The 19,459-nt window shown below is 38.2% G+C and carries 15 protein-coding genes and 1 tRNA gene; 6 read left to right on the top strand and 10 right to left on the bottom strand.

Annotated elements, in window-relative coordinates:
* Positions 1 to 298: 298 nt before the first annotated feature.
* The 4 genes from LVD15_RS06680 to LVD15_RS06665 form a co-directional block, all read right to left on the bottom strand.
* The gene (locus LVD15_RS06680; RefSeq protein ID WP_233776421.1) at positions 299 to 1,636 is read right to left on the bottom strand and encodes a transposase; all 1,338 of its coding nucleotides are present in this window, start codon (positions 1,634 to 1,636) and stop codon (positions 299 to 301) included.
* Positions 1,637 to 1,808: 172 nt separating this feature from the next.
* Complete coding sequence (locus tag LVD15_RS06675; RefSeq protein ID WP_233775934.1) at positions 1,809 to 2,720, bottom strand: IS1595 family transposase; 912 nt, start codon at positions 2,718 to 2,720, stop codon at positions 1,809 to 1,811.
* Between the two features lie 51 nt (positions 2,721 to 2,771).
* Complete coding sequence (locus tag LVD15_RS06670) at positions 2,772 to 5,042, bottom strand: glycoside hydrolase family 3 N-terminal domain-containing protein (RefSeq protein ID WP_233779526.1); 2,271 nt, start codon at positions 5,040 to 5,042, stop codon at positions 2,772 to 2,774.
* Positions 5,043 to 5,230: 188 nt separating this feature from the next.
* Positions 5,231 to 5,305, bottom strand: a tRNA-Val gene (locus LVD15_RS06665).
* A gap of 201 nt (positions 5,306 to 5,506) precedes the next feature.
* On the opposite strand from LVD15_RS06665, the gene LVD15_RS06660 reads away from it, so the two are divergent.
* Positions 5,507 to 8,269: a M16 family metallopeptidase gene (locus LVD15_RS06660; protein ID WP_233779525.1), complete on the top strand. Its 2,763-nt coding sequence runs from the start codon at positions 5,507 to 5,509 to the stop codon at positions 8,267 to 8,269.
* A 74-nt stretch (positions 8,270 to 8,343) separates the two neighbouring features.
* Here the strand turns inward: LVD15_RS06660 and LVD15_RS06655 are convergent, their stop codons facing one another.
* Positions 8,344 to 10,086: a M14 family metallopeptidase gene (locus tag LVD15_RS06655; RefSeq protein WP_233779524.1), complete on the bottom strand. Its 1,743-nt coding sequence runs from the start codon at positions 10,084 to 10,086 to the stop codon at positions 8,344 to 8,346.
* 84 nt (positions 10,087 to 10,170) lie between these two features.
* Between LVD15_RS06655 and LVD15_RS06650 the strand changes: the two genes are divergently transcribed.
* Entirely contained in the window at positions 10,171 to 10,749 is a 579-nt protein-coding gene (locus LVD15_RS06650) for a nitroreductase family protein (RefSeq protein WP_233779523.1), read from the top strand.
* 169 nt (positions 10,750 to 10,918) lie between these two features.
* The gene (locus tag LVD15_RS06645; RefSeq protein WP_233779522.1) at positions 10,919 to 11,380 is read left to right on the top strand and encodes a DUF2267 domain-containing protein; all 462 of its coding nucleotides are present in this window, start codon (positions 10,919 to 10,921) and stop codon (positions 11,378 to 11,380) included.
* Between the two features lie 10 nt (positions 11,381 to 11,390).
* Here LVD15_RS06645 and LVD15_RS06640 read toward each other — a convergent pair whose 3' ends face one another.
* Entirely contained in the window at positions 11,391 to 12,104 is a 714-nt protein-coding gene (locus LVD15_RS06640; RefSeq protein WP_233779521.1) for a methyltransferase domain-containing protein, read from the bottom strand.
* Between the two features lie 10 nt (positions 12,105 to 12,114).
* The gene (locus LVD15_RS06635) at positions 12,115 to 13,203 is read right to left on the bottom strand and encodes a type III polyketide synthase (protein WP_233779520.1); all 1,089 of its coding nucleotides are present in this window, start codon (positions 13,201 to 13,203) and stop codon (positions 12,115 to 12,117) included.
* Positions 13,204 to 13,253: 50 nt separating this feature from the next.
* Between LVD15_RS06635 and LVD15_RS06630 the strand changes: the two genes are divergently transcribed.
* Complete coding sequence (locus LVD15_RS06630) at positions 13,254 to 14,150, top strand: UbiA family prenyltransferase (RefSeq protein WP_233779519.1); 897 nt, start codon at positions 13,254 to 13,256, stop codon at positions 14,148 to 14,150.
* Here LVD15_RS06630 and LVD15_RS06625 read toward each other — a convergent pair.
* Complete coding sequence (locus LVD15_RS06625) at positions 14,147 to 15,256, bottom strand: NAD(P)/FAD-dependent oxidoreductase (RefSeq protein WP_233779518.1); 1,110 nt, start codon at positions 15,254 to 15,256, stop codon at positions 14,147 to 14,149. The two genes, LVD15_RS06630 and LVD15_RS06625, sit on opposite strands and share 4 nt — an antisense overlap.
* 100 nt (positions 15,257 to 15,356) lie before the next feature.
* On the opposite strand from LVD15_RS06625, the gene LVD15_RS06620 reads away from it, so the two are divergent.
* Positions 15,357 to 15,830 (top strand): hypothetical protein, encoded by a 474-nt coding sequence (locus tag LVD15_RS06620; protein ID WP_233779517.1) that lies wholly within the window; start codon positions 15,357 to 15,359, stop codon positions 15,828 to 15,830.
* On the opposite strand, the gene LVD15_RS06615 is transcribed toward LVD15_RS06620, so the two are convergent.
* On the bottom strand, positions 15,823 to 17,061 hold the full coding sequence (locus LVD15_RS06615; protein WP_233779516.1) for a retropepsin-like aspartic protease: 1,239 nt from the start codon (positions 17,059 to 17,061) through the stop codon (positions 15,823 to 15,825). The genes LVD15_RS06620 and LVD15_RS06615 overlap by 8 nt on opposite strands.
* Before the next feature lie 102 nt (positions 17,062 to 17,163).
* Entirely contained in the window at positions 17,164 to 17,673 is a 510-nt protein-coding gene (locus LVD15_RS06610; RefSeq protein ID WP_233779515.1) for an FtsX-like permease family protein, read from the bottom strand.
* A gap of 376 nt (positions 17,674 to 18,049) precedes the next feature.
* Between LVD15_RS06610 and LVD15_RS06605 the strand changes: the two genes are divergently transcribed.
* A complete protein-coding gene (locus tag LVD15_RS06605; protein WP_233779514.1) occupies positions 18,050 to 19,459 on the top strand; it encodes a toxin-antitoxin system YwqK family antitoxin in 1,410 nt (469 codons plus the stop codon).

The following is a 19,459-nucleotide window of genomic DNA, read 5'->3' as shown; positions in this document are numbered from 1 at the left end:
AAGGAGCTGCCTCAAAAGTAACACTCACTAATGAAGTAATTACTTTTGAGGCAGCTCCCGAATTGTTAAAATAAGTAAGTTGGTTTATTTAGGCCTCCCTTGATAATTGCATAAATCAAAACAAGATATAAAAGCTGGACTGATTAAGTCCAGCTTTTTTTGTTATAAATCTGAACACCTTCCGCTTTAGCGTCTTCGAAAAGTGCAAAATCGTGAGTGGTTTTATTAATAAATCTGAAGGAATATCGATTTAGAATAGTATAGACACACCGATCCCTGGGGCTTTTCTGATTTAGGTTTAGGCGGCCTGAAGTAGTGGTATGTCTTCTGATTTCTTTTTGCTCATCTTAACAGCATTGGCCATCATAACGGCAAAGAATACATGTATCATTTCTCGTTTTTCTCCCTTAACCTTGATTTTATTCAGGCCGTAAGCCGTTTTATGGGTACCAAAGCTTCCTTCCATCACGGTTGCTCTCTGGTTAGAGATGAGGCTTCTGAGTTTGCTTTCCTGAGGTTTGTTTACCTTGGGGCCTTTCTTTGGAAAGCAAGTGAACACTTTCCTTACTGTTAAATACTTTCTGTTGGCGTTAGTGGCATAAATACGATCCGCCCCCAGCTGATGAAGGGAGCCAAATATCGATCTATGTTTTAAACTACTTATTTTTAGTCTGGTACTTTCATTGAATGCCCTGAACTCCATGGCATCAATAAAGCAGATGCCGTCAACCTGAAGCATGTGGGCTTTCATTCCAAACTCAACCCTTTTAGTTTCTTTGCCTCGTACGATAGGCCTGACATAAGGTCTGGGAAGCGATACTATCCTGTTTTTCAATTCTTTAGCTGGATGATGCTGCAAGAATTGCTGTTGCTCAAGTACCTTCTTTATTGTTTTTAGGTATGATCGCTCTTGAAAGTGAAGCTGTATTTGTGGGTTTTCATTGAGTAAGTACTGCAGCTGTCCAAGCCCTTTGGACAGTAGATATATCAATGCCTTTTTACGCTTGCGTCCAGCTTTGTATGTCTTTTTTCGACTACGATCGTAAGACATCTGCTTGCGTTTTTGATCTATATATTTGGAGCGAGGCCTCTTTACACCTAATATTTTACACCATCTGTAAAGCTGTTTTTCAAACACCCATTGACAACTTTCCCAGATTAGCTTAACGTCGGTAGGAAAACGAATATAACTTTCATAGCAAGTGGCATCCATTAAGAGAACATGCGTATTATTCATATCTCTTTTCCAATGATGAATGAGTACTTCCTGAAGTTGTTGCCAATCAGTATTATCAGCCATATACGTCCTTATTCTACTTAAAATGGCCTTATCCTTAATTCTTTGGTTATCATCCAACAATTTATTGCAAAAAAGCTGAAGGCTCCAGTCAGTATTAAATCGTTCTATTAACTTCTCGTCACTCAGGTTTAAATAAGATTTTAGAAACATTAGACCAAACATGCCTTGGGCCGAAAACCAGCGGGGTGCGCCTGGGCCTCTATTTTCCTTTGGCAAACATTCTGAAAGTTGACTCCAAGGAATAGTATTATAAACCTTACCTAATTTGCTATTCTTGAATAAGTACCATTTTGGAGTTAAGTAATCTTGCGGTTGGAAAAGCTCTTGATCTCTCATATATTGCAGTGTTAATTGTGATTAGGCACTACAATTTAACAAATCAAAAACCCCGAAAAAAGCTTTATATAGCTAATTTCGGGGTTTTATTTTATGCTTTAATACTGATAAGTAACTGTATTTCAGTGTTTTTTATTTAAAAGGGAGGCCCTATTTATATGATTATCCGTAATTAGTCATATGCTGTAATGTTAGCTATAACGAGCCTATCAAAGAGCTTATCACCAAAGTATCGTCTATTGAGTTTGTAAACAAACTCATCGAGATACAATTGAAGGTACTTTCCTTTAATCTTATGGTAGTTCCCTAGAAATGTTCTTTTGGCATTGCTAATGGTGATATGCACCCATTTAAGTGTCTCGTTAGTGGTTTGCTTATTAGATTTCTCAGTAATGTGAAGCTCTATATAATCAGCAATGTTAACATAGGAAGTGCTTTGGTCTGAAAAAACAATACTTTGTTCATCAATGGATGATTGTAATACATGATCTACTTCCTGTGAACTGTGGCCTTTAAGTACTTTAGCTTTGAAATAACGACATTGGCGTTCTTTTTTTCCTGTTTCCAAGTCTTCTAAAGGAGTAGATTCAGCCATTACTGCTACATTTTGTTTTCCTGCCGCTCCTCTACCTCTTTTCCCTTTATTCTTCTCGATCTCAGTTGATTCCACTGTAAAATAGCCCTCATCCATCTCAATCATTCCCTCTAAAGTGTATCTGGAATCTCGATTTCCCATGGCTTTTCTCAGTTTATGAACCATTGCCCATACGGGCTCATATCGTTTCAATCCCAATTGCTTCTGAATCTCCTTGCTGGAAAAACCTTTTTTGGTAACACTCATTAAAAACATTGTTTTGTACCAAACCAGAAAAGAAAGGTTAGAGTCTTGCATGATCGTGCCGCTACGTAAAGAAGTTCTACTTCGGCAAGCTTTACACTCATAGCTCCATCGGCTTTTTATCCAATAATGCTGATCATGACCGCAACGGTGACATATAACTCCTAACTTGTCTCGTTCTCCTTTAAAATGCTCTCTGCATGATTGTTCATCACTGAAGTGGGTAGTGAAACTGAATATATCCATACACTAATTTAATACTTTTTTTACATTATGGGTAATTACGGATAATCATATTTATTTATAAGTTACTTTTACTTTCTTATCCTTTACGGTGAATACAAAATCACCAGGTTCAGTTACTTTTTTACCTTCTGCATTTACGAAAGCCAGGTCTTTGGGAGCTATTTTAAAGCTTACCGTTTTTTCTTCTCCAGGCTTAAGGCTGATTTTCTCAAATCTTTTTAACCTTTTGTTATTAGGAGTAATAGAAGCATATAAGTCGCTTGAATATAATTCAATAGTCACTTTGCCCTCTCTTTTGCCTGTGTTTTTCACTTTTGCAGTAATATTAAGCTCATCAGATTGGCTAAAAATGGTTTTATCAGACTTAAGATCTGTCACCTCAAAAGTGGTGTAGCTCAAGCCATGACCAAACGGCCACTGACCACTAAATTCTCCCAATGTATATTCATTAGGCACATCTTCTTTAATCGCCTCACTGTATTTGAAATCATATTTAATAAGGTCACCAGTGTATCTAGGATATGAATAAGGCAATATACCATTAGGGTTATAGTCGCCTACCAGTACATCTGCAATGGCATCGGCTCCTTTTGTAGAAGGTCTGTAAGCCATTAATACACCAGGGATTTCGTCTACAAAAGAAGAAACAATGCGCGGACGCCCTTCTACTAATACTAAAATTACTTTTTTGCCAGTAGCAATAGCGGCTTTAGCCAGATCTATTTGCTCTTGTGGCAAGGTAAGATCGTTAATGCTACCAGGGCTTTCTGCGTAAGCTTTTTCTCCCAGGCAAAGCACAATATAATCATAACCAGCAGCTTTGTTTTTAAATTGGTCAACATCATAATTCGCTTCAGCGGCATAATCTGAAGTAGATTGGCAAGTCACATTTCCAGCTCCAAGTTTAGCTTCAAGTGCTTGCTTTATAGTTTTAGTGCTATTAGGATATTTGCTGGCATCACTTCCTTGCCACACATAAGACCAAGAGCTGTGTAATGAAGTAACGTCATTGGCAGCAGGGCCTGCTAGTAACACTTTAGCATTTTTAGGTAGTGGCAATACATTATTTTCATTTTTCAATAAAGTCATAGATTCTAAAGCCGCTGTTTTAGCCACTTCTTCTTCTTTTTCTCTATCTACCAATTTCAAAGCTTGCTTTTCAGGATAAGCATTATCAAATAGACCTAAGTCATATTTCAATTTCAGAATTCTTTTTACAGAAACATCTATTCTTGATTCTGATATAGTTCCTTCTTTAACTAATTCTACCAGCAGATCATAAAATGAATAATCTAATGGTACCATGCTCATGTCAAGGCCTGCTTCTACTGCTATTCTTACGGCTTCTTTAGGCGTAGCAGCTATATGATGTCTGGTGTGTAATCTGATTACATCTTCCCAATCAGAAACAGCCACTCCTTTAAATCCTAATTGGTTTCTTAAAACTTCTGTCAGGTAATATTTGCTACCATGAACGGGCACGCCATTAATTTCAGCAGAGTTGATCATAGCTGTTGCAGCATTGGCATCTACTGCTGCCTGGAAAGGAGGTAGCAAGTACTCATTGATAGTATAATCAGTGATATATGCAGGTGTTCTATCCTTACCACTGGCAGGTAAAGAATAACCCAGGAAGTGCTTCAGACAAGCCGCTACAGAAGAGTAAGCGGTAAGGTCATCGCCCTGATAAGCTTTTATTGCCGCGCTTCCCATTTCAGAAACCAGATAAACATCTTCACCAAAGGTTTCTTCAAAACGAGACCATAAAGGCTGTCTGCCCAGGCCTAAAACCGGATCGAAATTCCAACGGATGCCGCTGGCTCTGGTTTCTATAGCGGTAAGGTGAGCGGATTCTTTTACTAGCTCGGGGTTACGAGTAGCTGCCATACCTATGTTATGTGGGTAAAGCACAGCCCCCTGAATGTAATTGGCTCCGTGTATAGCATCTATACCATAAACTAAAGGTATTTTATGCTCCGTTTTTTTAGTAGCAACATCTTGAATGGCCTTTTGAATTTTATGCCATGTTTCTATAGTATAAGCATGCTCTTTTACATTCAATATGGAGCCTACGTGTTTCTCTAATAAAGCATGGTTTAATTTATCTGAATCGATTTCGGTAGTGGAATTGTTTTTTAATATCAGGTCTATAGTAACCTGTGTCATTTGGCCTACCTTTTCCTCGATTGACATTTTGGAAAGCAGTTCGTCTATCTTCTTGTCCGTATCCGCTGCTTTTTTCTGACCATGGCTGTTAGAGCACAAGCAGAATAATAGCATGCCCACCATTGCGAAAAAAGTGGTTTTGGGGTTTGGTTTCATAGCTGAGGGTTTCATGAAAAATTATGTGTAAATAATATATTTAGTTTCTACAGTGAAAATTAATAGTTTTTTGTCAATAAAAATAAAACAAAAGCGGCATAGAGGGTAGACAAATCCACTTTTTTAGGGGGGATAATGTTTCAAAATGAAAGTCAAAAACGGCTAATAACGCGCAGGAAGGTGAAAAGTGGGATGTATTGGACTCGAACCAACGACCCCTGCCCTGTCAAGGCAGTGCTCTGAACCAACTGAGCTAACATCCCATTTTATGGTACCACTAAATAAGCAATTACTTTGATTGCGCACAATGCCTGATGTAAAAAAGCTTCTGCGTAAGAAAACTAATCATTACATTATCCGTATTAAAATTAATATTCACTTTTAAATATTAAATTACATTTAACTTATTAATATTCCTGCTTATGATTCTCTAATTTAATTATTACACTATAAATTAATAATCTATGCTAAACCAAAAATCCAACCTTGTGCTTTCCGGCATTTGTGGTTTTTTACTTCTGTTTGCTGGCGTTGTGTCCGCGCAGGTTAAAAATGTTCAGGAAGGTATTAAATATGTTACCACAGTAGAAGGTATTTCAGAATACCAGCTTTCTAATGGACTAAAAGTCCTTTTATTCCCCGATCAGAGTAAGCCCACCATTACGGTAAATATCACTTATGAAGTAGGCTCAAAGCATGAAAACTACGGAGAAACCGGTATGGCTCACTTGTTAGAACACCTTGTTTTTAAGGGCTCTCCCAGACATGAAGATATTCCTCAAGAACTTACAGAGCATGGTGCCCGCCCTAATGGAACCACCTGGTATGATAGAACCAATTATTTTGAGACCTTTTCGGCTACTGATGAAAACCTGGAATGGGCTTTAGACCTGGAGTCTGACAGGATGGTTAACTCTTACATTTCTAAAGAAGACCTTACCAGTGAAATGACTGTGGTAAGAAATGAATTTGAAATGGGAGAAAATTCACCCATTGGTGTTTTAATGGAGCGTGTAGCTTCTTCTGCATACTTATGGCATAACTATGGAAATACTACTATTGGAGCCCGCGCTGATATAGAAAATGTGCCTATTGATAGACTGCAGGCCTTTTATCACAAATATTACCAGCCTGATAATTCTGTGCTGACCATTGCAGGAAAGATCGATCCAGAGAAAACATTAAAATTGGTTGATAAGTATTTTAGCCCCATTCCTAAGCCAGAACGTGTTTTACAAGATGCCTATACCAAAGAACCTACTCAAGACGGTGAACGCATGGTAACACTCAGAAGGGTGGGAGATATTCAGGCGGTAATGGCGGCATATCATATTCCTGCTGCCTCTCATGAAGATTTTCAGAGCATTGATATCATAGCTGAAATAATGGCGGATGAACCTTCCGGCAGATTGTATAAAAATTTGGTTGATAAAAAGAAAGCTACTGATGTTTATGGTTTTGCTTTTCCGCTTAAAGAGCCAGGCCTTTTATATTTCTTCTCCACCGTGCGTAAGGAGCAACCTTTAGATGATGCCAGTTCCGTATTTCTCTCTACTTTGGATAATGTAGATGTAGAACCGATTACTGATCAAGAAGTAGAAAGGGCAAAGACTAAGCTTTTAAAAGATATAGAGCTAGCTTACAATAGCTCAGATCGTATTGGTTTAACCTTGAGTGAGTACATTGCTTCAGGTGACTGGAGATTATTCTTTATTAATCGTGACCGTTTAAAAGAAGTGACTACTGAAAAGGTACAGGCTGTGGCTAACAAGTATATAAAAAGCTCTAACCGTACAGTGGGCTATTTCATACCTACAGAAAACCCTGAGAGAGCAAAAATACCAGAAACGCCAGATGTAGCGGCCTTAGTGAAAGATTATAAAGGTAATGTAGAGATAGCCGCTGGTGAGGCCTTTGATGCATCGCCATCTAACATAGAAAAGAGGCTTGAAAGAGAAGACGCCAAGAAGGGGCTTAGTGTAGTTTTGCTGCCCAAGAAAAACAGAGGTGAGGCAGTAAATGCTAAGATAACTCTGCGCTATGGCAGCTTGAATAAGCTTAAAAATAAAGCGATGACAGCTGAGTTTACGGCTGATATGCTTAACAAAGGAACGTCTACCATGTCTCGCCAGGAGATTAGTGATAAGTTTGATCAGCTAAAAGCTCAGTTAAGTATTTATGGTAGTTATTCTCAGACTTCGGTATATATTGAAACAGTGAAGGAAAACCTGCCAGCAGTACTTGATTTGGTTGGTGAGATTTTAAAAGACCCATCATTTCCACAAGAAGAGTTTGATAAGTTGAAAGAAGAAAAGCTGGCCAGTGCAGAAGAGCAGCTGAGTGAACCTATGTCATTAGCTTCTCTGGCATTTGATAGAAATTTGAATTCTTATTCTCCTGATGATCCCAGGTATACCCCTACTTTCGAAGAGCAGATAAAATTGGCCAAAGAGACCAAGCTGGAAGATGTGAAGAAGTTTTATAAGGATTTCTTCGGTGCTACCTATGCGGAGGTTTCTATTGTTGGTGATTTTGAAAAGGAGCCTATTAAGAAAAAGGTGTACGATATTTTTGGCAGCTGGAAATCTCCCTCAGAGTTTGAGCGTATAGCCAGCAAATATGTAAAAACTAAGCCTATGAACAAGTCCATTGAAACACCAGACAAGGCTAATGCTATGTTCATGGCCGGTATGCAATTGCCTTTAAGCGATGGCAGCTCGGATTATGCCGCTATGGTGCTGGGTAATTATATGTTAGGTGGTGGATTTTTGAATTCACGATTGGCAACCAGAATAAGACAAAAAGAAGGCTTAAGTTATGGTGTAGGCTCGTTCTTTAGCGCAGCTTCTAAAGATGACTATGCCATGTTTGGTGCATATGCTATTTATGCTCCGGAAAATGCGGAGGCATTAGAAAAGGCTTTTAAGGAGGAAATAAATAAAGTAGTTACTGAAGGTTTTACTAAAGAGGAGGTAGCCGCAGCTAAGTCTGGGTACTTACAATCTCGCCAGGTTACGCGCTCTCAGGATAGATCTTTGGCTTCTATGCTTAATGAATACTTATATCTCGACAGAACCATGGAGTGGGATAAAGATTTTGAAAAGAAAATAGAGTCATTAACAGTTGAGCAAATTAATGCGGCTATGAAAAAATACATAGACGCTGATGATATGATTTATATCAAAGCAGGAGACTTCGACAAAAAGGATATTGAACAGGAAAATTAAAATTCTATAGTGTTTAAAACGAGGTGGTATCAAATGAATATACCTAAAAGTAATTTTGATACCACCTCGTTTTTTTAATCTACCAACCTATAAACAGGGTAGTTCAGGTGTGCTTCTTCGTAGTAAGGCGAGTGCTCATAAATAAAGCTCAGCTGCCTGTAGCTACTAGCGGCAAACTCTTCATCTTCATTTTTCTTTCTTTCAAAGGCTTCTTTTAACTGCGGGTCATTTTGTAAAAGCTCATAGGCAATATCTTCAAAAACGTAAGGAGAGAAGTGCTCTTTTTGCTGCAAAATAGTATCAAAGAAATTCCAACTGAAGTAAGAATCAGGAGCTTGTGGTTCTAGTGTTTCTATCAAAAACCGGCCACCAGGTTGATTGATATAGAAGATGTAATCTCCTTTACGGAAATCGATATTCTTTTTGTCTTTAATTACGTCTATGTCTGTGTGCCTGTAGTGCCCCTCATATGGTCTGGAGGCAGTGTTATAATTTTTAATACGATAACCCTCAACATTAATAATGGTATCATTTTCAAATCTGGAAAACTCTACTTGAGACCATTTTAAACGATCAATAACTTCATGCCAGCCTTGTGGAATAATATAGGCCTTAGGTACTATTACTTCTGTGGTGCCTTTAAAATTATTGTAATAGGGTATTTCTCGGGTAAAGGGCTTTTCTCTATCATAAAAAAGCCTTTTCTGTCCGGTGAATTTACTTTCTATCATTTCTCCTTCATAGCCCTTGAAAGCAAACATTTCCGGATTTTCCTTGTCTATTTCCCAGTCCAGATAGTGTAAATCTCCAGGGTTTAAAGTATAGCTATGGTGTAGTTGTTGAATTTCTTTTCCATCCTTAATCGCCAACTCTATTACGCTTTCTAAGAAATTATAAGTGGCTTCTACCCTTACATCAAAAGGCTTCAGCATGTGTGTTTCTATCATAAAGCCAAGCGTATTGAAAAGTGTGGTATAGCCAGTAGAGTAGCGTGGGTAATCCATAAATTGGATGATGCCTTCAGAATCAGGTGTGGTGTTGAAAACATTCACATACGGAGTGATTTCACTTTTCTTTTCAGTCATTTTTTGCTCAAGAGCAGGAGTAAATTCTTCATGCAGATATCCGCCCATGTCTGCACCTAGCTTGTTATGCTGAGTAGCCAGGTGAGTGATACTGTATTGGTAATCAGCACCGTTGCTCACGTGGGTGTCAATAAAAATATCAGGTAATACCATTTGATAGATCTCATAAAAAGCTCGGGCATTTTTGCTGTCAGCCTTTATGAAATCACGGTTTAGATCATAGTTTCGGGCATTACCTCTAAATCCATATGACTCAGGACCGTTTTGGTTAGCACGACTGTGCTCATTTCTGTTGAGCGCCCCGCCAATATTATATAATGGTATGATGGCAAGTGTAATATCTTTCAACTGCCCTCTTCTTTTTTTATTAGTGGCATAATCTCTCAGCAACATTTCTGAGGCTTCTACACCATCGGGCTCTCCCGGGTGTATGCCGTTATTGATCAGAATAATGGTTTTTCCTTTAGATCGGGCGGCTTCCAGGTCAAAGTTTTTATCAGTATCAAATAGCACCAGATGCAGAGGGTGGCCACTGTCCGTTTCGCCTACCTCTTGCATAGATATATATGGAGACTCAGCAGAGAGCTCTTTGTAGTATTGAATAGTTTGCTCGTAAGTGCCTGTTTGCTTGCCGTCAGATTTCTCAAAAACGGTTTTTAAAAACTTTTTCTGGCCTTGTGTATAAGGAGTTATAAACAAAAGCAAAGAAAGGCATGCGATAAAAAACTTCATTGGCTTAACTTTAAATTTTATATTAGGTAAACTCTGACCCGAGATTAGAGGTTGAAAATTAAATAATAAATAAAAGATTAACAGATGGATTTTACAACAGCGGTTAACGAGATGATTAGAGAGAGACGATCTATTTATACCAATATGTTTTCTGGTGAAGAGGTAGATGACTCCATAATACAAACAATGCTGGAAAATGCTAACTGGGCACCAACTCATAAGCTTACAGAGCCATGGCGATTTACCGTTTTCAAAGGAGAAGGATTGAAAAAATTAGGTCAGTTTCAGGCAGACTTTTATAAGAGTCAAAACGAAGACTCATTTGATGAGAAAAAATATGAAAAGCTGTTATCCAAGCCGTTAGAGTGCTCTCATATTATAGCTATTGGCATGAAAAGAACGCCTATTCTACCAGAAATAGAAGAAGTGTGTGCTACTGCTTGTGCTGTGCAAAATATGTGGCTTACAGCTTCGGCTCATAAAATTGGTTGCTATTGGAGTACTGGTGGCATTACTTTTAATGAAGAAGTAAAGCCGTTTTTTAACCTGGGAGAAGATGACAAGCTGCTGGGGTTTTTATACATAGGTATGCCTAAGTCTGACAAATGGCCACAGGGAAGAAGAAAGGACATTGCAGACAAAGTAGAATGGGTTGTGGAATAGTGGCATAACGCCTCACCACAATGTGAAATCAGTCTACGTAAAGCCTGCCATAAAGGAGGGCTGATACTGCTAATTTGTCATTTAAATCGCCCCGGAACGGGTTGGCACGATTATTTACCTGATGCTACATGAGAAATAAATAGTAACATATTTAGCATCAGGTAAATATATGGAAAATACAATAGCTCTAAACTATTCTGATCTTGCGCTGAAGGATAATGGCCTGATCAAAGAAATAAACCAGGTCTTGGGTTTCAATAATCCTGAAAAGGCCGGTTTAGCAGTAAGTCGTGTTTTACACACCATAAGAAAAAGTTTGTCGTATCAGGAGTCAGCTGAGTTTATTAAGCGATTGCCTGAGTATCTGAAGGTGATGTTTGTAATGAACTGGAAACCTAAAGAGGAGAAAATACAGCTGAGACATCTGGATGAGTTTACTGAAGAAGTGCTCAATGAAGATGATAATAGTGAGCATAAGGTGTTTTTCAAAGAGGTAGATGCCCTTACCGCTGTTATCACCGTTTTAAAAACGCTAAATAAGCATGTGGACTTGTTGAATTTTCCTAGCTTTCATTACAACTTAAAAAGAGAGCTGCAGGAAACTATGCTGGAGGTAAGCTCAGCCGCTTAAATTAGTGACATTAGAATCTGATCACTAATTGCCAGCGAAAAGCCCAAAGCCACCTTAATGAATATTGCTTGCAGCCACTTTCGGTTAAGACTTTTTGAATATCCTTTTTTCGAAATGATCTTAATACAGAAAGAGCTGCATCATATTTTACCATCGGCGATTTTGAGAAAACCGATGTTAAAATTTTTATAGAATAGAATGCAAACCAATGCCGGTGTAAATCATTGATCACCAATCCCATCTTAGCTTGCTCTTTAAATTGCTTTAAAAGTATTATTAATTCTTCATCAGTAAAATGGTGGGTGAAGAGTGTAGAGGTTATAATATCACAAGGAATATTTTTAAAGTCTTCAGAGAATATATTCAGGCACTTGAAACTAATCTCTTCGTAATCTTTGCTGTTGTTTTTAGCCCATTCAATAATATTAGGGTTAGCATCAATCCCGATGAGCTGAAGCTTTATATTTCTTTTTCTGCCCCAGTTGGCCATGCGCTTAAGCATATCTCCACTCCCACAGCCTAAATCAAGGATAACCAGGGGAGACGAACTTAACTCTTGACGTGACACCAATTTGGAAAGTCCGTTGGTGGTAACATAGTTGCCTCCCAGCCATTTATTGATCACCTCCAGCTCCTTGAGCGTCTGCTCTATTACCTGGCCTGAGCTGTTAAGGTCATCCATAAGTTCAGGATCATTGCTACGGTGGTCAAATTTTGAGGCCATATAAGTTCTGTTAACTGATGATATTTAAAATCATGCTTTCAAGCGTAAGGCCAGGGCCAAAAGCCAAGGACAGTAGCTTTTTATTATTATCGTCGGCCGTTAGGTTTTTCATTATCTCATGAAGCACAAAAATGATTGTGGCAGATGACATATTGCCATACTGTTTCAAAATCTGATAGGCAAAGCGATTATCATCTCTGCTTATAGCCAGTTGGTTTTCTATCACTTCAAGTATTTTCTTTCCTCCCGGATGAATAGCATAATATTGAAAAGTTTCAATGCTTAATTTTTGCTTTAATCGATTAGTTAAAAGCAGAATATCTTTCTCTATCAGAGAAGGGATGTAAGATGATAAGCGCATTTCAAAACCATAATTACCAATGCGCCAGGCCATATCTTTTTTGCCCCCAGGGTTAAGGTCACAGTGAAAAGCCATAGCTTGCAAGGCAGGTTTGTTTGAAGGTTTTCCCTCCATTATTAAAGCTGCGGCTCCATCTCCGAAAATGGCATTGGCCAGCAGGTAGTCTTCAATCTTTTCTTTTTGAAAATGAATACTGCAGAGTTCCACGCAAATAATAAGCACCTTAGCTTCTGGCTGAGCCAGACAAATAGAACGGCCTGCTTTTATAGCGTTAAAGGCCGCATAGCAACCCATAAAGTTAATGCCTGTTCTTTCTACCGTGCTATTTAATCCCAGTTGATCAATTAGCTCTATATCAATACCCGGAGCATACATGCCTGTGCAGCTTACGGTAATAAGATGGGTTATTTCTTCTCTTTTTATTCCTGCAAGTGCTTTTTCGGCGGCTTCTGCCCCGAGCTTTTTTGCCTCTCTCTGAAATAAGTGAGATCGGCTTTCTGTAGTAGGAAAAGGTTCCAGATCATCGGTGTCCGGGTAAAAATTTCTTACATTTTGAGCGGCATAATCCTGAATAACCGAATACCTGTTTTGTATGCCTGTAGCCCGATAAAGCATTTGTAGCTGCCGGCTTTCAGTTTCATTCATTTGGTGAGCTTTGGACATAAATTCCCAAACCTCAGCCTGTGGTATTTTGTATTTAGGATTGGCGGTGCCTGTGGCAGTAATGTATACGTTCATTCATTCAATAATACTAAAAAATCAATATCTTGGAGAAAACTAATTTTTTTATGTTTAAGAAATCTTCCTGGCTGCACTTAAGAATACCATTTTCTTTTTTTCTTCTGCCTGTTTTTCTATTTGCTCTCAGTATTTCACCAAATATTAAGGAAAGTAACCTCCTCATTGTTTTTCTTTCTTTACATTTTTTTCTATACCCTGCCAGCAATGGTTATAATAGCTATTTTGATAAGGATGAGAAGAGCATTGGAGGACTTAAAAATCCACCGAAGGTTTCTAAAGGGCTTTATTACCTGGCATTAGTTTTTGATATCATCGCCATTTTGTTGGGGCTTTACATCAGTTGGCCATTGGCTATCATGTTATTCGTATATGGTTTGGTGTCGAAAGCTTATAGTCATCCTTCTATCCGTCTTAAAAAATATCCATTGCTTAGCTGGTTCATCGCGGGTTTATTTCAGGGGGCTTTTACCTTAGTTATGGCATATATGGGGCTTAATGGTTTTGGCTTTAATGTGTTTTTATTGCCTCAGGTGGTTATTCCGGCCATCTTGAGCTCTCTGATTTTATGGGGCTCCTACCCTATGACTCAGATTTACCAACATGAGGAGGATGCTAAACGGGGAGATAATACGCTTAGTTTGAAATTGGGTATCAAGGGCACTTTTTATTTTACTGCCGCCGCTTTTTCCGTGGCCGTAGCTGCTTTTGTGTTTTATTTTATGGAGTATCAGCAAATTAAATATGCCTGGATTTTTGTGGGCAGTATGTTTCCTGTAGTGATGTACTTTGCCTTTTGGTACTTGCGAGTTCATCAAGATAGTGCTAAGGCTGACTATAAACATACCATGTGGCTTAATATGATATCAGCGATATGTCTTAGTGCCTTTTTTATCTATTTTTTTATAGATAGAACTCAGATTTTACAGGCTATTAAAGGGTTTTAAAATACATCGCCATGCGTTTGCTTCATTATGAAATTGCCAATGGCCGGTACTTTATTCGCCAGGTCTACACTCAATTCTGAAGCCCAAGTGTGGCCGAATAATTTTTGTATTTGTCGGCCTTTCCAAAGTCTGTTTTTAAATAACTGATTCCATGCTTTAGTATAGGCTTTTTCAAGAATGAGTTGTGCATCTTTTTCGAGAGCATATTTGATAATGACCTCACTAAGGATTTTTGCCGAATGTATAGCCATAGCCATGCCATTGCCACATAGCGGGGTAATCATACCAGCCGCATCTCCGCACATAAGCATGTGGTTAGTAACCGGTTCTTTGGTTTCAAAAGATATTTCATTGATAACCAATGGCTTTTCAAATACAAATTCGGCTGAAGTGAAAATTTCTCTAAGAAATGGATTGGCGTATAATGTGTTTTCCTCCATTTCCGAAATGGTAGTTTTTAAATTGCTGCGAGCGGTGAGGTAGCATAGGTTATAAGCATTGCCTTCTACTTTGTTTATACCACAATAGCCATCTTTAAAATTATGTAATGAAATCAGATCAGCAGGTTGATCCGGGTATTTAATGTGATATTTCACTCCCATGTAAGGAGATCTTTTGCTGAAAAACGGTCTCTTCATTACTTGGTCAAGCTTTGAGCGCTTGCCATAGGCTCCTATCACAAATTGGCCTTTTTCAATGGCTCCGCCTTGTAATTCTACTTCAAAATGATCTTGAAGGTATTGTACATTCTGCACCTTTTTGCCGGTGATGAAAGTGACACCGGCTGCTTGGGCTTTCTCATAAAAATATTGATCTAAAGAGAAACGGCTTATACCGAAACCTCCCAAATCCAGAGGGAGTCTTAATTCTTTACCAGTAATAGAGCTAAGTTGAAAATGATTGAATGTGGCGGCTCCCAGTTCCTCAGGGTGTATGCCCAGAGTGCTTAAAAATGGCCTGACTTCATTAGAAATATATTCTCCACAAACTCGGTGAAACGGATAATTTTTTTTCTCTATTACTAAGGTTTGGAAGCCGGAATTTTGTAAATCCATAGAGCAAATCAACCCTGATAACCCGCCACCTATAATGATTATTTGTCTCAAAACCAGATTTTAGTTAGATCAGTACGGTGTAATAAAAATGAGCTTTTAGTCATTAACAAATTATTCGATTATCCGTTAACCATTTGAAACATCACAATCTATGCAAGCCTTAACAACTCCGGATAAGAAAAGAGACTCTTTGAATATCTTCTTAGTAGGTAATAATCCTATTGAGCTGGGTCACATCTATGATAAACTTAAGCAAATTAAGCACAAAACCTATCATGCAGAGATAGGCTTTAATCTTAAAGGGCTGTATAAAAAGATTATTAATTCTAACCCCAGCTGCATTTTAATTGATGATAATTTTGACAGGAGTTATATGAAGAGCCTGGTGAAAAGGTTGTCTTCAGGTATGAAAACTCGGCATATTCCTATTACCATCATTAAAAACTCAAATTATTCTGAAGCCTACCTGGCTGATGCGCAAGAGTATATTCTTAAAGATGGCATTACCTCAGAGTCATTATCAAGATCCATTTTGAATGCTATTAAATTTAAGAGCATGCATGCTTATCTGTATAAGCAGTATAAAAAGGAGAAGTCAAGAATAACGCAATTCTTTTCTAAATAAGGCTGTGTAAACGAAATTTGAAGGCTAGTTTTTCATTACTTCTTTGAATAACTAGCTTTATTTTTTTGTTCTCTTTGGAGTTCAAAATACTATTAATGACGTTCAGGTGTAATGAAGCGGCATCCATGCCATTGATTTTCAGAATGAGGTCACCTTTCTTAAGGCCGGCCAAATCTCCAGATGAATTTTTTCTTACTTCTACTATTTCAAAAGTACTGAGCAAGCTGCCTTTTGCTTTTACAGTGAGCCCGCTCATATTATAAGAAAATCGATCTTTATAATCTTTGCTTGGTTTGAGAAACAGTTTTTCTTCGGGAAAATCAAAAACAGTGATGAACCTGGTTAATATTTCGCCTCCTATACTTCCATTTCTGTTAGTGCCGGAGCTTTTCAGGCTATCAAGAAAATCATGGTCATCAGGGAAGCTGGTTATTACATCTTCCCAGCAGATTTTATCTTCTAGCTGGAGCATAGGTATCCGGGCTATCTTACCTTTCATTACACCACCGAGGCCTCTTCCTAATATGGCATTAATATTATTTTCAGGAATATAAATGTCACTTTCACTATTGGGGTCCAGTCTTAATCCGTGGCTGGCACCCGAGTCTACCATAAGCCTGGCGCTGTGCACATCATTAGGCCCATAAATAATGCGGCCGGTAATGTAAGGCTTGGTATCATGCACGTCCATGGGTATTTCTCTATATTTTCTACCAGGCTTAAAATGCTTTGGCGTAGTGAGAGTCATTATTTTACGATCATAATCGATTTTTACCACAAAGCGGCTAAAGAGCTCATAACCTAATATGCCATGTACATCGGTGCCCAGATAATTTCTTAGCTCCAGGTAATCTTCTGCTAACACTAGCAAGGCATGTCCTCGGCCTGTTACGCCGGGCAGGGTTATAGATACATTGTTAGTGATGTAAGCGTCTATAAGTTGCTCTCCGCCGAGTCCTGAAATAGTGTATTTTTTTGAATACGAAAGGTTAATGATATCTCCAAATGCCTTTTCGGTGAGTATGCTGGTTCTTACGCCCGTGTCAATAATAAATTTTAGAGGCAGTTCATCATTAAGCACTACCGGCACTATAATTAGGTTATTATAGATTTCAAACGGTATTTCAACTTTCTTTTTATTATTACTAATGCTGAAGCCTAACTGCTGCGCATAAGAAGGACAAGCCAGATAAATAAATAGTGAAATTATGGCTGTTGTATAGGTCTTCATGCACTTATGCGTTCTTACTAAAATTTAAGCAATTTTTAGCAGTTATGTATGATGCCTGCCGTTCATTTTGTGTTTATTTAATAAACCTAACCGCTCTAATCATTATCTCTTCCGCAGTAAGCGCATGATGTTTACATTGGCCCCGATATAACTGTATATCAAACTGCTTAATATGCTGATTATAAGTGAGAAAATCATAATAATAGCGAGGTCTATGTAATGCAGGATGTAGCTATGAGGTATACCAGAAAGTACTTCTATGAATTTTTTATTGTTATAAATAATTAGGCAAAGTATAAGAGCCAGAAAGGAGTTTAGCAGGTGGCCTAGAAAGTGTAATTCGAAGAGGCTTTTTATGTTGGCTCCAAATATTTTTCTCATCCCCATTTCTTTGCGGTGACCATGCTCTGGCATAATCTGTATAAGTACGCCTGATATAAAAAATGAAATGGCCGCCAGGCTAAAAGAAATGTGAGCCATGCTACTTCTGCAAAGGCTTATATTTAATAGCAGAGATAGATCTCCCAGGCTCAGTAGAACAATGGCAGCCAACCTAAATGGCAGGTTGCTTTTGAATTTTCGAATAGTAATTATGGCATTTTTTTTAAACATATTGCTCCCCTTTCATAGTCTTAATTCAAAGAGCGTACCATTAACCTTTTATGCCTAATTGGGCTTTTAAGGCAATTTTATTTTGAGTTTCTGTACGATCATAGCCCATAAGAGCGTTCAATATTGAACAATGAGAGGCTTATGATAATTATATTAATCAGGAGCTTTAAACGTGCTAATTGAATAGGATTTGGAGACCCGATTATCAAAATATGATATTGATAATTCTCATTCAGACCAAAAATATCAAGTAAATTAGCCCTGAAATACGATAATGGATCAAAAACGTATCCGATATTGAAAACTATCGTATGGTATTTGTGGGGAGAATAGTAACAAAACGCGTTATTAAGACCTATAGCTTAACTAAAACCTAATGAAACTAAAGAATATACTTATAGCATTTGGCTTGAGCATTATTTTCATACCTGCCTTTGCTCAGAAAACAACACTTTTTACTCAGGACAGCTCCGTATATGCCATAGGAGATATTGTGGAGGGCAAGAAAACCGGCAAGTGGCAATTTTTCAATAAGGATAATGTAAAAATTGAAGAAGGAAAATTTGAGAATGATAAGCGGGAAGGCGTTTGGAATATTTTATACCCTAATGGCAGAATCATGGCCAAGGTAAAATATGAAAATGGTGAGCCTCAAGATTATTTGGAGTACGATCAGCGTGGTACTACCGTTGAAGCCGGGCAGTTTGAGAATGGTTTGAAATCTGGTGTCTGGACCAGCTATCACCCCAATGGAAAGGTAAAGGCTAAGGTAGAGTACGAAGAAGGCAAGAAAAAAGGTGTAACCAGGGAGTTTGACTACTATGGTACGCTTATGCTCGAAGCCGAATATGCTAATGACACTACCGATGGGGATTGGAAGCTATATAATGAATATGGCAAACTTGCTGTAGATGGTGACTATAGTAATGGTATAAAAGTAGGCACCTGGAAAGAGTTTTATGAATTTGGTCAGCTAAGGGCAGTTGAACATTATAAGCTGGGATCACCAGACAGTACATGGTTAGAATATTCGGTTAATGGTCAGGTGCTATCAGAAAAGCATTTTAAAAATGGCAAACCAGAAGGAAAATGGAGAGAGTATTATCTCGATGGAGATTTGAAATCGCTCAGTTTTTATAAGTATGGATTGCAGGACAGCGTATACCTTACCTTCTTTGAAAATGGCAAGCCTGAGATACAGGGAGTATATGAATATGGACTAAAAGAAGGAAATTGGAGATTTTTTAATGAAAAAGGTTACTTGTTGGAAGAGGGACATTATTTAAACGGAGAGCAGAGTGGCCAGTGGTTTACTTATTATGATAAAGGAGAGCTCAAAAGCATAGGTTCTTTTGAAGCGGGTCTTGAAAATGGTAAGTGGGGCATATTCCATACTACAGGTTTACTTATGCAGGAAGAAGAATGGGTTTCCGGTATGCTCATGAGTGTAAGTGACTACTATACCATATACGGAGATACCCTTTCGGCAGGAAATTTAAAGAACGGCACTGGCCTTAAAATCAATTATTACATTGATGGACAGAAGGAAATAGAGTGCGAATTTAAAAATGGATTGCCTGATGGTAGCTGGAAGTACTATTACCATAATGGAAAACTGGCAGAAGAAGGTCAATTTGAAAATGGCCTAAAAACAGGTACATGGACTTATTATTATGACAATGGGAATAGACAATCATATGGAGAATATAAAGAGGGGGAGGAAACCGGACGCTGGCTATACTACTATAGAAACGGTTCATTGCAAGACTCGCAGACGTATGAATAA

It is taken from the genome of Fulvivirga maritima (assembly GCF_021389955.1).
GTDB lineage: Bacteria > Bacteroidota > Bacteroidia > Cytophagales > Cyclobacteriaceae > Fulvivirga > Fulvivirga maritima.
This window is presented reverse-complemented; position numbering and strand designations above follow the sequence as displayed.